The organism is Marinobacter sp. B-12, assembly GCF_056857915.1.
The window spans coordinates 1-14,239 of record NZ_JBSXOB010000064.1 but is presented as its reverse complement, the minus strand read 5'-3'; the positions used below and the strand labels follow the sequence as shown (position 1 = coordinate 14,239).

At 58.6% G+C, this 14,239-nt stretch carries 12 protein-coding genes and 1 tRNA gene; 6 read left to right on the top strand and 7 right to left on the bottom strand.

Annotation, left to right across the window (positions count from 1 at the left end; translation table 11 throughout):
- Positions 1 to 39: 39 nt before the first annotated feature.
- The 7 genes from AC13D2_RS18905 to AC13D2_RS18875 all read right to left on the bottom strand — a co-directional run bounded on the left by AC13D2_RS18905 (position 40) and on the right by AC13D2_RS18875 (position 6,913).
- Positions 40 to 1,059: an ABC transporter ATP-binding protein gene (locus AC13D2_RS18905; RefSeq protein WP_036202954.1), complete on the bottom strand. Its 1,020-nt coding sequence runs from the start codon at positions 1,057 to 1,059 to the stop codon at positions 40 to 42.
- Positions 1,056 to 2,054 carry an ABC transporter ATP-binding protein gene (locus AC13D2_RS18900; protein WP_286811070.1) on the bottom strand — a complete coding sequence of 333 codons (999 nt, stop codon included), beginning with the start codon at positions 2,052 to 2,054 and terminating at the stop codon, positions 1,056 to 1,058. The genes AC13D2_RS18905 and AC13D2_RS18900 overlap by 4 nt, the downstream gene beginning before the upstream one ends.
- A gap of 4 nt (positions 2,055 to 2,058) precedes the next feature.
- Complete coding sequence (locus AC13D2_RS18895) at positions 2,059 to 2,991, bottom strand: ABC transporter permease (protein WP_286811069.1); 933 nt, start codon at positions 2,989 to 2,991, stop codon at positions 2,059 to 2,061.
- A complete protein-coding gene (locus AC13D2_RS18890) occupies positions 2,988 to 4,037 on the bottom strand; it encodes an ABC transporter permease (RefSeq protein WP_286811068.1) in 1,050 nt (349 codons plus the stop codon). The genes AC13D2_RS18895 and AC13D2_RS18890 overlap by 4 nt, the downstream gene beginning before the upstream one ends.
- Positions 4,038 to 4,112: 75 nt before the next feature.
- Positions 4,113 to 5,675 carry an ABC transporter substrate-binding protein gene (locus tag AC13D2_RS18885; RefSeq protein ID WP_292047704.1) on the bottom strand — a complete coding sequence of 521 codons (1,563 nt, stop codon included), beginning with the start codon at positions 5,673 to 5,675 and terminating at the stop codon, positions 4,113 to 4,115.
- A gap of 154 nt (positions 5,676 to 5,829) precedes the next feature.
- Complete coding sequence (locus AC13D2_RS18880; RefSeq protein WP_286811065.1) at positions 5,830 to 6,555, bottom strand: LrgB family protein; 726 nt, start codon at positions 6,553 to 6,555, stop codon at positions 5,830 to 5,832.
- The gene (locus tag AC13D2_RS18875) at positions 6,548 to 6,913 is read right to left on the bottom strand and encodes a CidA/LrgA family protein (RefSeq protein ID WP_286811064.1); all 366 of its coding nucleotides are present in this window, start codon (positions 6,911 to 6,913) and stop codon (positions 6,548 to 6,550) included. The genes AC13D2_RS18880 and AC13D2_RS18875 overlap by 8 nt, the downstream gene beginning before the upstream one ends.
- A 75-nt stretch (positions 6,914 to 6,988) precedes the next feature.
- Between AC13D2_RS18875 and AC13D2_RS18870 the strand changes: the two genes are divergently transcribed.
- From AC13D2_RS18870 to AC13D2_RS18845, 6 genes are all read left to right on the top strand, one after another.
- Positions 6,989 to 7,531, top strand: a complete 543-nt coding sequence (locus AC13D2_RS18870; RefSeq protein WP_482939032.1) for a YaeQ family protein — start codon at positions 6,989 to 6,991, stop codon at positions 7,529 to 7,531.
- A 172-nt stretch (positions 7,532 to 7,703) separates the two neighbouring features.
- Positions 7,704 to 8,888, top strand: a complete 1,185-nt coding sequence (locus tag AC13D2_RS18865) for a thiamine pyrophosphate-dependent dehydrogenase E1 component subunit alpha (RefSeq protein WP_292047711.1) — start codon at positions 7,704 to 7,706, stop codon at positions 8,886 to 8,888.
- Position 8,889: 1 nt separating this feature from the next.
- The gene (locus AC13D2_RS18860) at positions 8,890 to 9,867 is read left to right on the top strand and encodes an alpha-ketoacid dehydrogenase subunit beta (RefSeq protein WP_482939031.1); all 978 of its coding nucleotides are present in this window, start codon (positions 8,890 to 8,892) and stop codon (positions 9,865 to 9,867) included.
- A gap of 26 nt (positions 9,868 to 9,893) precedes the next feature.
- Positions 9,894 to 11,504, top strand: a complete 1,611-nt coding sequence (locus tag AC13D2_RS18855; RefSeq protein WP_482939030.1) for a dihydrolipoyllysine-residue acetyltransferase — start codon at positions 9,894 to 9,896, stop codon at positions 11,502 to 11,504.
- A gap of 9 nt (positions 11,505 to 11,513) precedes the next feature.
- On the top strand, positions 11,514 to 13,352 hold the full coding sequence (locus AC13D2_RS18850) for a protein kinase domain-containing protein (RefSeq protein ID WP_482939029.1): 1,839 nt from the start codon (positions 11,514 to 11,516) through the stop codon (positions 13,350 to 13,352).
- 301 nt (positions 13,353 to 13,653) lie between these two features.
- Positions 13,654 to 13,730: transfer RNA gene (locus AC13D2_RS18845), tRNA-Arg, on the top strand.
- The last annotated feature ends 509 nt before the right edge of the window (positions 13,731 to 14,239 follow it).

The window sequence follows — 14,239 nt, the reverse complement described above, 5'->3', positions numbered from 1 at the left end:
AATGGTTGTCAGGCATCATAGCCCATCGTGGGGAACTGGCTATAGCCGCCCTTCCTCCACCGCATGACACGCAACCTGGGCGCCGCCATCCGTCGCTATCAACTGAGGTATTTCCTGCCGGCATCGGTCGTCGGCATACGGGCAGCGACCATGGAAGACGCAACCTGACGGCAACTGCACCGGTGTCGGAACCTCGCCCTGTAACCGGATATGGTTGGGCCGGTCGTCCTCCAGCTTTGGAATAGCCGACAGCAACGCCTGGGTATATGGATGCCTCGGGGTATTGAACAGCGTTCTGGTATCTGCCAACTCGCATACCCGGCCAAGGTACATGACCGCGACCCGGGTACCAAAATGCTCTACCACGGCCAGATCATGAGTAATAAAAAGATAGGTCAGGTTGCGGCTTTCCTGAGCTTCCATCAGCAGGTTGAGCACCTGCGCCTGAATAGAGACGTCCAGCGCCGAAATCGGTTCGTCCGCAACGATGAACTCGGGGTCGACCGCCAGCGCCCGGGCAATGGCAATGCGCTGGCGCTGACCGCCGGAAAATTCATGACCAAAACGGCTACCCCAGTCCGGGTCGATCCCCACCGACTCCATAACATCCTGCACCTTGTCACGGATCTGGGACTCCGAGGCATCCGGCTGATGAAAGCGAATTGGCTCTTCCAGGGTTTGCTGGATGGTCATCCTCGGGTTCAGCGAGGCGTAGGGGTTCTGGAAGATCATCTGCATCTTGCGGCGGTACGGCAGCACCTCTTTACCGTCAAGATTGTCGATACGCTGGCCGTCGTAGTGGATCTCACCAGCGCTGGGAGACAACAACCCCATAACGGTACGGGCCACGGTCGATTTACCACAGCCGGACTCACCCACAACACACAACGCTTCGCCTTTCTGGACCTGCAGATCAACGCCATTGATCGCATGCACGGCTTCCTGTTTGCGGTGGAAACGACCGCCTTTGAATGAGATCTGCTCCAGCAGGCCACCGGAAAGATCAAACTTCTTCTCCAGGCCGCGTATATCGACCAGCGTGGATGACGGGGAGGTCACGATTCCACCTCCTGCATGCGTTTCTCCTGCTCAATAAGGTTGCTGACTTCGTAACAGGCCACGTCCACGTTACCCGAGCGGACATACTCGGGCATCAGGCGAGTGCACTGATCGGTGGCGAAGGCACAGCGCGGATGGAAGGGGCAGCCTGTGGGCACGTTCTTCAGCGACGGCATCGAGCCGGGGATCTGGAACAGCCGCTCGCCGGGCTCACCCATCTGGGGCAGCGCGTTGATCAGCCCCTGGGTATAGGGATGCTGGGCATCATTGATGATTTCGCGGGTGGGCCCTTGCTCAATGATTCGGCCGGAATACATCACCAGCATGCGCTGGGTGACCTGAGACACCACACCGAGATCGTGAGTGATCAGCATCAGCGCCACGTTGTCCTGCTCGCACAGCTCCAACAGCAACGCCATGATCTCAGCCTGAATCGTCACATCCAGGGCCGTCGTCGGCTCATCCGCGATGATGATTTCCGGGTCCAGCAGCAATGCGATGGCGATGATAACGCGCTGGCGCATGCCGCCAGACAGTTCATGGGGGTATTGATCCAGGCGCTTGTCCGGCGACGGAATCTGCACCTTGCGTAGTTTGGTCAGGGCGATATCCCGGGCCGCCCTGGTGCTGATCCGGCGGTGTGCCTTGAGCGCTTCCACCATCTGGGTGCCAATGGTCAGCACCGGGTTCAGGGTCATCATCGGGTCCTGGAAAATCATGGCGATGCGGTTGCCGCGAATCTTGCGCAGCTCCCGCTCGCTCATCGCTGCCAGGTCCTTGCCCTCGAACAGGATCTGTCCAGAGGCGATAAAACCGGGCCGGGCAATCAGGTTGAGAATGGAGAAAGCCGCCACGGATTTACCCGCGCCGGATTCCCCCACCAGCCCCAGGCGCTCGCCCTTGTCGAGACTGAAACTGATGCCTCGCAGGGCGGTAAGGTCCCCACCTCGCACGGCGAAGCGGGCAACAAGATCGTTTACTTCCAGTAATGGCATGGCGTTACCCCTTGTACAGCCGTGGGTTCATGACATCCCGCAGCCAGTCACCTAACAGGTTGATGACCAGTACGAGCACCACCAGCACCAGGCCGGGGATCAGGGTGATCCACCAGGAGCCACTCTGGATGTAGTCAAAACCGGATTTGATCAGCGAGCCCAGCGACGGCTGGGTTTCCGGCATGCCAAGACCGAGGAACGACAACGCCGCCTCGGAAATGATCGCATTGGCGATCTGTACCGTGGCAATGACGAAAATCGGTGACAGGGTATTGGGCAGAATGTGGCGAAACATGATCCGGCGGGTGCGAAACCCCATCACCTTCGCCGCATCCACGTATTCCTTTTTCTTCTCCGCCAGCACCGAGGCCCGCACCGTGCGGGCAATCTGGGGCCATTCCGAAACACCGATGATAAAGATCAGCATGTAGATAGCAATCTCGCCAAACATCAGGTTGCCGAAACTGGCCTTGAACACGGCACCGACGATGATCGCGACCATCAGGGTGGAAAACGACAGTTGCACATCGGCAATCCGCATCAGAATGGAGTCGACCCGACCGCCCAGATAGCCCGCCAGCAGGCCAAACAGGATGCCCAGCGCCGCTTGCAGAACAACCGCGCCAAACCCGATCAGCAGCGACACTCGGGTGCCGTACAGAATGGTAGAGAGCAGATCCCTGCCCTGGGCGTCGGTGCCCAGCGGGAAGGCCGGATCGGAGCCATCCAGGCCGACCGGCGGCAGCTCGGAGTTCATGATATTAATCTGCGCCAGGTCGTAGGGGTCGGCCGGCGCCAGCAAAGGCGCAAAGATGGCGGCCAGCACCATAGACACCAGTACGATAAAACTGGCAATCGCCACCTTGTCGCGCTTGAAGCTGTACCAGAGGAAGGACTCGCGAAAGCGATCCCAGCGTGAAAGAGTCGCCGTCGTCATGCTTTCTTACCTGTTAGTTTTACGGTGGGATTCACCAGACCGTAGATCAGATCCACCACGGTATTGGTAATCACGAAGATCAGACCTACCACCATCAGGTACGCCACGATCAGGGGAATATCGCTGCGGGTGATGGCCTCCAGGAACATCAGCCCGACACCGGGCCACTGGAACACGGTTTCCGTGAGGATGGTGTAGGCCACCATGATGCCGATCTGCACACCGCCCACGGTAATCACCGGCAGCATGGTGTTCTTGAGCGCGTGCAGGAAATAGACCCGGGAAGAGCTCAGGCCCTTGGCCCGGGCGTAGCGGATGTAGTCGCTTTGTAGCACTTCCATCATTTCCGCACGGATCAGGCGAATGAACAGCGGCAGCATGATGGACGCCAGCGACACCGACGGCAGGATCAGATGAAGGATGCCGCCTTGGGAGAAAAACCCCGATTCCCAGGTGCCGAACAGCGGCGTCAGGTCATCGCCCCGGCCGTAGGACGGCAAACCGCCTTCGGTGGATAGGGCGGCGTTCAGCCACTGCCCCCAACCAGCATCCTGCGGGAACCAGTCAACGGTGACACCGATAGAGAAAATCTGAATCAGTACGATGGCGGTCAGGAATACCGGGATGGAAATCCCGACGGTACTGACCCCCATGAAGAATTTTGACAGCCAGGCCTGAGGCCGAATCGCGGCGAACACCCCGATGGGCACCGAGAAAATGACGATAATCAGACTGGCCCCGATTACCAGCTCCAGGGTGGCAGGCAAGTGCTCGAGGATGACGTCCATGGTGGGTTTTCCGTAAAAATAGGAAATACCCAGGTCGCCCTGCAGGGCGTTACCGGCGAATCGGACGTATTGCACAACCAATGGGTCATTCAGTCCCATTTCTTCACGGATCGCTTCCCGCTCATCCTGCGAGACGGACATGCCCACCATCTGTTGAAGCGGGTCGCCCAGGCCATCCTGAATGGCGAAAGCAATCACACTGATCACGAACATGACCAGTACGGCCTGGGAAATCCGCTGAACCAAAAACGCTAACATGAAAAATTCCAGGTCAAGCTGCAAACAAAAGGCCGGCTCCAGGCTGTTCCGAAGCCGGCCCGCCCATAAAGGCTGTTACTCCACGACCAGGTCGCCCAGGTACGGGAAGTTCATCACATTGAGGATCGGCTCGATCTTCACATTCTTCTTGCTGGCCCAGGCCAGGTCCTGCCAATGCAGAGGAACGAACGCGGCATCGTGGTACAGGCGCTGCTCCACCTCTTTCAGCATGGCGGTGCGCTTGTCCAGATCCGTCTCTACGTTGGCTTTATTGACCAGCTCGTCGATGTCCGGGTTGCAGTAGTTGCCGGCGTTGTACTGGCCGTCACCGCTCTCCGCATCGGGGCAGAAGGTCAGGAACTCGAAGAAGTTGGCGGAGTCCTCGGTGTCTGCGTGCCAGCCGATCATCATCATGTCAGCGGCGCGGGCGTCGTACTCCGGCCAGTATTGAGCTTTCGGCAGCGTCTTCAGATCCACCTTGATATTGATGCGCGCCAGCATGGCGGCCACCGCCTGGGCGATCTTGTCGTCATTCACGTAACGGTTATTCGGCGCCATCATGGAGATGGTGAAACCGTCTTCGTAACCGGCTTCCTTCATCAATTGCTGGGCTTTTTCGACATCAAACCGGGGCGCCAGGGAGTCGTTGTGGCCCTGGTAACCGTCCGGAGACATCTGAGCGGCCGGGGTGGCGAAGCCCTTCATGATCTTGGCAGCGATGCCTTCCTGATTGATGGCATAGGCAATGGCCTCGCGCACTTTCGGGTTCTTGAACGCTTCCACCCGGTCCTGGTTCATGTGGAACAGGATGATGCGGGTACCGCTCATTGTGACCAGGTCAGAGTTTTTGTCACGACGGATTCGCTCCAAATCCGTGGGCGGCACCGGCGCAATGAAATCCACACCACCAGACAGCAGCGCAGAAACACGGGTGTTATTTTCCTTGATCGGAGTCAGCACGATCTTGCCGACGTTCCCTGGGGATTCGGTATCCCAGTAATCGTCAAAGCGCTCAAATTCGACACGCACGCCCTGCTGACGACCGGTAATGACGTAAGGGCCAGTGCCGGACAGATTCTCGGAAGCAAAAGAGTTGCCGTGCTTGGTGATGGCGCTCTTGTCTTTTCCGCTTTCGGTCTTACCAGTGTAGAACTCGCTGTCCAGCGGGAAGATGTAAGTAGCGGTGTTCAGCAGCAGCGGGTATGGCTCGGTGGTCACCAGCTCAAAGGTGTAGTCGTCAATGACCTTGAGTTCGCTGAACGGTTTGAAGATCGCTTTGTAGTCCTGGCTCTGCTTCAGGCGGTCAAAGGTGAATTTGACGTCTTTGGCGGTCAGCTCGTTGCCAGAGTGAAAGTTCACACCTTCACGCAGCTCGAAGCGCATGGTGTTCTCATCAATACGCTCCCAGCTTTTTGCCAGGCGCGGCTCGAAGCCGAGGTCCTTGGTCCAGCGGATTAGGGGATCAAAGGTCATGTGGCTTAACTGCAACATGCCGCCGGAGAGCTGTTCGTGAATATCCAGGCTTACAGGATCGGCGTCGTACGCCATTTTCAGTTCCTTGTTCGCCTCGGCAGACATCGCCATCGGGGCGGTTGCCAGGGCCATGGAACCAACAAAAGCAGTCAGTAGTGTTTTCATCGCGTTTTCCGTCGCTGTTTTAAGAGTTTTTGCGGCACATCGGCGCAATTCCTCGCCAGATGTCTGCGCTAAAAACTAGTCGTGGAAAACCCGAACAGCAATCGAAATTGCGACTTGGCGTTATTCGTGACGTGAATGACCCTGCTTGGGGCGCTCACCAAAGACGGAACGCCAGCGGAAGAATCAGCGCGGTGAACACCCCCGTGAGCCCCATTCCCAGCGAGGCAAACGCACCAGCTGTGCGACTGATCTCGAACGCTCGTGCCGTTCCCACCGCATGGCCGTTCAGCCCGAGCGCAAAACCCAGAATGCGGTCATCGGTGATCGACAACACCCTGGAAAGCAGGTCGACAAAGAGCGTTGCGACAACACCGGTCACCAGCAGTCCGCCCATCATCAGGGGCACCGAACCGCCCAGTTGTTCGGTAATACCGATGGCAATGGGTGCGGTCACCGACTTCGGCGCCAGGGACGCCAGCACCAGAGGCGTCGCCCCCAGGGCCCAGGCGATCACGACCGCATACACGGCCGCCAGGGTGGCCGCCACTGGCAGGGTGCACAGAATCGGACGCCACAACGCCCGCACGTGGTGCATTTGCTGGTACAGCGGTATGCCCAGCGCGACGGTGGCTGGCCCGAGCAGCAGCATCAGCCACTGAGCGCCCTGCTGATACCGGTTGTAATCGAGAGACAGTAGCGCGATGGTGGCCGACAGCAGGAAGGCGGAAAGCACCACCGGAGGCAGCCAAAGCGGGCGTCCCATCCGCCGGAAAAGCCAGTTGCCCGCAAAGAACGCGCCCAGGGTTAACCCAATCGCCAGTATCGGGCTCGCAGACAGGGTATTGGGAAGTGCGAGAAAACGCTCCGGGAGGTCAGTCATCCGACGCTCTCCGCTGCCCTGCCCTGACCAGCGACGCCATCAGCAGCAGTGTGGTCAGTACACTCAAAAAGGTGCCAACCAACAGCGCCCCCGCCACCGCCAGCCACTGCCCGCTGAACTGGTCCGCAGAGAAGAACACACCCACCACGCCTGGCATGATCAGCAGCACCAGCACCGAAATCAGCCCCTGGCTCGCCGTTGCCAGATCGTCACTGACACTGCCCTTCAACATCAGCGTTATCGTCATCAGAATCATGCCCAGCACACCGCCACTGACCGGAATCAGGAAAACCAGTCGCAAGGCTTCGCCAAGCATGAAGCATAAAACCAGAGTCAGGAAACCCCGCAACATCGACATATTGTCATGCTCATCAAGTAACGAATTGCTCTACACTAGCCCATACCCAAAGTTTGACACCAGTTCGGATACCCCATGGCGCTCAAGGCAACCATCTTTAAAGCAACACTGAACATCGCGGATATGGACCGGCACTATTACGGTGACCACCACCTCACCATCGCCCGTCATCCCTCGGAAACCGACGAACGCATGATGATACGCCTGCTGGCTTTCATACTGAACGCCAGTGAGAACCTGGAATTCACCAAAGGGATCAGCACGGACGACGAGCCGGATCTGTGGCAAAAAAGCCTGAGCGACGAGATCGAACTGTGGATTGAGCTCGGCCTGCCCGACGAGAGCCGCCTGCGCAAGGCCTGCAACCGCGCCGATAAAGTGATTCTCTACACCTACGGTGGCCGCGCCGTGCCGCTGTGGTGGGAAAAACATCAGGGCAAGCTGACTCGCTTCGACAACCTCACCATCATCGACCTGCCTGCAGACGACACCGAGTCGCTGGCTGCCCTGGCTGAGCGTGGCATGAACCTGCAATGCACCGTCCAGGACGGCACCGTCAATATTGGCAATGACGACACGCTCGTCAGTGTGACACCCGACCCGCTCTACCCTGAGTAAAAAATCCCCCGCCGGGGTCTACCAGAACGATCCAGTTTACGTTAAGGTAAACTTTAGCCGCTATTGACCCGGGCCGCACCAGGTTCCGTCAGTTTGGCTATACTCAAAGCAAGCATCGACACCCTCACAAGGGGTGTTTTGTTCCTCAGGCCACTACCCCAGGAAGAGGATTATGACAACAACAAAATCCAAAGTTGTTTATAACCCGGTTTTTACCGACGGTGCGGAGTTCCGAATTCCCACCTTCAAGTTACTCAAGCAGGACGGCTCGCTCTACAAAGGCGCCAAGGCTCCTGAGCTCGACAAAGACAAAGCCCTGCGCATCTACCGGGCGATGGTCACCACCCGGATTCTCGACGAACGTATGCTCGCGGCCCAACGGCAGGGGCGCCTGAGCTTTTACATGCAGTGCACCGGCGAGGAAGCCGCGGTGATCGGCAGTACCGCCGCACTGGATGACGCCGACATGATCATGGCTCAGTACCGTGAACAGGGCGCACTGACCTATCGCGGCTTCTCCATCGATGAGTTCATGAACCAGCTGTTCGGCAACGAACTGGACTACGGCAAAGGTCGCCAGATGCCGGTTCATTACGGTTCCCGCAAGCTGAACTACATGACCATCTCGTCGCCATTGGCCACACAGATCCCCCAGGCCACGGGCTACGCCTACGGTCAGAAGCTGGCGGGCGAAGGCCATTGCACCATCACCTACTTCGGTGAAGGTGCCGCCTCCGAAGGGGACTTCCATGCCGCCCTGAACATGGCCGCCGTCCACCGCGTTCCGGTTATTTTCCTGTGTCGGAACAACGGCTACGCCATTTCCACCCCTGCCGCCGAGCAGTTTGCCGCAGACGGCGTGGCACCCAGGGCCTATGGCTACAAGATGGACGTGATCCGTGTCGATGGCAACGACATCCTGGCCGTGCATGAGGCCACCAAAGAGGCCCGCAAGCTGGCGGTGGAACACAACCGGCCAGTTTTGATTGAAACCATGACTTACCGCTTGGCAGCGCATTCCTCCTCTGACGACCCCTCCGGCTACCGCAGCAAAGACGAGGAAGCGGTATGGCGCGAGAAAGACCCAATCCTGCGCATGCGCCTCTGGCTCGAACGCAAGAAGTGGTGGGGCGAGGACGATGAGAAGCAACTGCAGGAAAACATGCGCCGGGAAGTGCTCGAAACCATGAAACGGGCACAAAAGCGGCCGCCACCCGCGCTCGATACCCTGGTGAGCGACGTCTACGACGAAGTACCACCGGGCCTGGCCGAGCAGTTCGACAAACTCAAGGCGCACATCCGCCGGCATCCGGACGAATACCCGAAAACCGCAGAACAAGCAAAGGGAGGTGCGTGAGATGCCCCAGATGAATATGCTCCAGGCCATCAACAACGCCCTCGACACTGCCATGGCCGCTAACGAGCGGGTGCTGTGTTTCGGTGAAGACGTGGGCATTTTCGGTGGTGTGTTCCGCGCCACCAGCAACCTGCAACAGAAATACGGCAAGGCCCGCTGTTTCAACACGCCCCTGGTCGAGCAGGGTATCGTCGGCTTTGCCAACGGCCTGGCCGCACAGGGCTCTGTGCCCGTAGCCGAGATTCAGTTTGCCGATTACATTTTCCCGGCCTTCGACCAGATCGTGAACGAGTCGGCCAAGTTCCGCTACCGCTCGGGCAGCCTGTTCGATGTCGGTGGGCTGACGATTCGTGCGCCCTACGGCGGCGGCATCGCCGGCGGTCTTTATCACTCACAGTCACCGGAAGCCTACTTTGCCCACACCCCGGGCCTGAAGATCGTGGTGCCACGCAACCCGCACCAAGCCAAGGGCCTGCTACTGGGCGCCATCCACGATCCCAACCCGACCCTGTTCTTCGAACCCAAGCGCCTCTACCGCGCCTCGGTCGGGGAAGTGCCCGACGAAGATTACCGGCTGCCGCTGGGCGAAGCCGAAGTGATCAAGGAAGGCACCGACATCACCGTGCTGGGCTGGGGTGCGCAGATGGAAGTGATTGAGCACGCCGTCGAAAGGGCGGAGAAAGAGGGCATTTCCTGTGAGGTCATTGACCTGAGAACCATCCTGCCCTGGGATGTGGAAACCGTGGCCAAATCCGTGCTCAAGACCGGGCGCCTGGTGGTCACCCACGAAGCGCCACTGACCGGTGGTTTTGCCGCTGAAATCGCGGCGACCATACAGGAGCGTTGCTTCCTGTACCTGGAATCCCCGATCGCTCGCGTGACCGGGATGGACACCCCCTTCCCGCTGGTGCTGGAAAAAGAGCACCTGCCCAATCACCTGAAGGTCTACGAGGCCATCAGATCGAGCGTGGATTTCTAGGTTGATATCAGGACAGGAGAGCAATCATGAGTGATTTTATACTGCCCGATATCGGCGAAGGTATCGTGGAGTGCGAACTGGTTAAATGGCTGGTCAGCGAAGGTGACATCATCGAAGAAGACCAGCCAGTGGCCGAGGTCATGACCGACAAGGCGTTGGTGGAAATCCCGGCGCCCTATAAAGGCAAGGTAACACGCCTCTATCACAAGGAAGGGGACATCGCGAAAGTGCACGCCCCACTGTTTGAACTGGTGGAGGAAGGCGGCGACAGCCAGGAAGATTCAACGCCTGAGCCCAAAGCCACGGAAACCGCCAAAGAAACGCCGGCAACCCAGGCACAAGCCAGCTCCGGCGAAGCCGATGGCAATGACCCAACGGAGGACTTCATCCTTCCGGACATCGGCGAAGGCATCGTCGAATGCGAAGTGGTGGAATGGCGCGTGGCCGAGGGCGACGAAATCGAAGAAGACCAGCCGGTGGTGGACGTCATGACCGACAAGGCCATGGTGGAGATCACCGCCCCCGAGGCCGGCCGTGTCACGAAGCTTTACCATAAGCAGCAGGAAATGGCGCGGGTGCATTCACCGCTGTTTGCGTTCGTTCCCCGTGAGCGTGACGAGCCGGCTCAGGCCAGGAAAACGTCACAAGCAACCCCGGAAGCAGAATCGAAACCAACGCCGACCACCGCGCAACCCGTCGTATCCCGCAACCAACCGCGGACGCCGGCCAGCCCGGCTGTCCGCCGGATTGTTCGCGAACACGACCTGGACCTGGCGGACATCACCGGTTCCGGCAAGGATGGCCGGGTACTGAAAGCCGACGTACTGGCTCATCTCGACAAACCCGCCACAACCTCACCAGCACGGGACAGCACCGGCGAGCCGCAACCGGCAAGCTCAGGCGGTGAGCGCCGCCGGCCATCCCGGGAACAGGAAGTGCGCGTTGAGCCAATTCGCGGCATGAAAGCCGCCATGGCACGCAGCATGGTGACGTCGGCGACCACCATTCCGCACTTCATCTACAGTGAGGACATTGATGTCACCGACCTGCTCAAACTACGGGAACAGCTAAAACCAGAGGCCGAAGCCAGCGGGTCAAGGCTCACGCTGATGCCCTTCTTTATGAAGGCCATGGCCCTGGCAGTGCAGGAATACCCGGTGCTCAACAGCCGCCTCAACGATGATGTCACCGAGATCCACTACCAGCCACAGTGCAATATCGGCATGGCCGTGGACGGCAAGGCCGGGCTGATGGTTCCCAATATCAAGGGCGTGGAAGACCTGACCCTGCTGGGCATTGCCGACGAAGTCGCACGCCTGACCGAGGCAGCTCGCTCGGGTCGTGTCAGCCAGGAAGATCTCAAGGGCGGCACCATCACCATTTCCAACATTGGCGCTTTGGGTGGCACCTACGCCGCACCCATCATCAACCCTCCGGAAGTGGCGATTGTGGCCCTTGGCCGCACCCAGAAACTGCCGCGCTTTGACAGCAATGGCCAGGTGGTGGAGCGGGCCATCATGACCGTGAGCTGGGCAGGCGACCACCGCATCATCGATGGCGGCACCATTGCGCGCTTCTGCAATCGCTGGAAAGGCTACCTGGAATCGCCGCAGTCGATGCTGCTGCATCTGGGCTGACGGAGCATCATGGCGCAGAAGACGCAACTGCAGCAGTTCTACATCCCTGAAGAGCAGTCGATCTATCTGCTCAGCCATGACGATGCCAAGAAGCTCAAGGACTGGGTGGCGCTCTGCGCCGCCCAGCTTCGCCAACTGGGCTACCAGGACATCGAACTGATCGGTAAAGGCGCCTACGGCTTTGTATTCGCCGGCCGCCTGCCACACCAGGACAGCACCAGCCCCGAACACGTCTTCAAATTCACCCGCATCAACCTTCCCCAACACCTGCAGGACCGCCTGGAGGATGAAGCCTACATCCTCGAGCAGGTTCGGCATCCAAGGGTTCCTCGCCTGGTTGCCTATCAACGGGCCCACAACCAGCCCATCCTGGTAATGGAGCGTGCGGCGGGCCTGAACCTGGAAGAGGTGTCCCTGCGGGAGGGCCGGCTGAAGCCCCGACTGGTCATGCGGATTGCCGACCAGATTGCCGATATCCTGCGCAACCTGCGCCGAGAGAACGGCCCCTCGGGGCGCCCCATCGTGCACGGAGACATCAAACCGTCGAATCTGGTGTTCGATGCCAGCACCGAGAACATCGCCCTGATCGACTGGGGTTCGTCGGTGTTCGCCCAGCTTGATGCCAACCAGCAGTTCCTCACCACCAACGTGATGGAACTGATGTCAGACAACCTGCAACAGACCAATGCCCGGCTCGGGGATGTCTACTTCATCGGCGATGAACAACTGAACGGTGGGCTGTCTTCCCCCCGCTTTGATGAACAGGGTGCAGCGGGCACATTGTATGCGCTGGCATCCGGTCAATCGTGCCGGTTTGGCCATCAGGCCATTCCCGCAGCGTCCCTCGGGCTGCCCATGGAGTTCGCCCGCATGCTCGACGGCATGCTATCCCCGGACCCACAAATGCGCAGAAAAGCCGGTGACCACTACCTGAACGAAATGCCGCGAATGGCACGCACGGTGATGATCGATCTCAAGGAACCACTGCTGGCCCCCATGGTCCCGGTGTGGACCCGGCCCTCAGACCACGAAATCGACACCGTCGTCTACAGCTCCCGGAAGTCTTTCCTGCGCCAGGAAGGCGCGCCGGAAACCCTCAATGATGTGAACGATGTGCAGCTGGACCGCTACTATAAAAATTTCATGCAAGGCATGGGCGAAACCGAAAAAGCCTTCCTGGCCGCCGTCAGCCGGCTGGGGCGATACCCTGTCGAAGGTGGGCTTGCCGTGCGCTGGGAAACTGATGGCGTGTATATCGACACCTCCCTGAACCTCCACGACCCCAGCCTGAAAACCGCCTTCATCCGCGCCGTCAACAACATGGTCTACCTCGCCCAGGCCATCTACCGACAGGGGATTTTCAAGAGCTGCCTGTTCAACGCCCGTAACACCCTGCACATCGACCGTGCCGAACCCGACCAGCCTTTCGCGCCTGAACCCGGCATGGAATTGAAATACGAAGTCAGCGCCGCGCCGGAAGTGGAAGACGAATCCCGGGTGCACTCCTACTTTGAAGACGGCCCCGACCCGGAAGAATTCCTGGTACTACCGCAAACCATCATCACCGCGCTGGAATCCCTCAACGACATCCATCACACCGGCATGATCATCTTCGAAGCCCTGCCCCGCCACCTCAAGATCCACAGCCATTACCGCCTGCTGGACCCGGACCGGGAGAGTGAATTCAGCCACCTGCTGGGCGAGATACTGTCCGCTGTGAATCAAATCACTGGCTTGGGTGTCTCGGGCTTTATGAAAATGCCCTACAAGGACACCCGCTTCTTCCCTCATATCGAACGTCTGCCGGAGCGTTACTACCCCAAAAATCCAAGGGCGAAGAGCGGTTAATCGAAAGCTTGCCGCTGCATATATCAATACCAACAGGACTGGACAGAGCCCCCCATCACACGTAAGATTGCGCACTCGAAATTGACGCCAAAGCGTTGGATTTCATCCGCCCGTAGCTTTTATGCTGGGAGCGAAGCGAGACAGTACAGCTGAGTCATGCGAAGCATGGCCTCTCAACCTCTCGAACAAAGTTTAATCCGCCCGTAGCTCAGCTGGATAGAGCGTTGCCCTCCGGAGGCAAGGGTCACTGAAAAAATCCGGAACCGAAGGCAACGGTCAAACATGCCAACTTTGTTGAAGACCGCCCGTAGCTCAGCTGGATAGAGCGCCGCCCTCCGGAGGCGGAGGTCTCAGGTTCGAATCCTGACGGGCGGGCCATTTTCATGGCAATTCAACACGTTACACTCCTCAATCCTATCTGCTATAGTTGTTTCGCGAAACTGCAATCGCTCAAGCTTCGAACCAGTTAATGACCTCTGCCCTGTTTTTGAAATTGCCCTGTCTGGCATACGAAATTGAGCCTGTGTCCAAATTGTGTCCACGGTGTGTCCACGGCTTTAGGTCGATATTTCGAGAGCTCAAAATTTTGACCTTTGCACCGATCGTCAAGAAAACCAGTTTGGACACAAAGTAAGAGGCTGCCTGACAAACTGCTCAAGGCCGTCGACCTGTATACTCCCAATCAACTGAAAGTCTTGCGTAGAGCCTTCCACCTGCCTTCTGCCCAGACAACAACAGATCGCACATGTAGTGGTTCAATGATTCCGGACACCAACGTAGGTGGTAATATCGCCACCATAAACGAGGTGTCTGATGACCAGAAAGCGACGTTCTTTTTCTCCTGAGTTCAAACAGGAAGCAGCCAGCCTGGTGCTGGATCAAGGCTA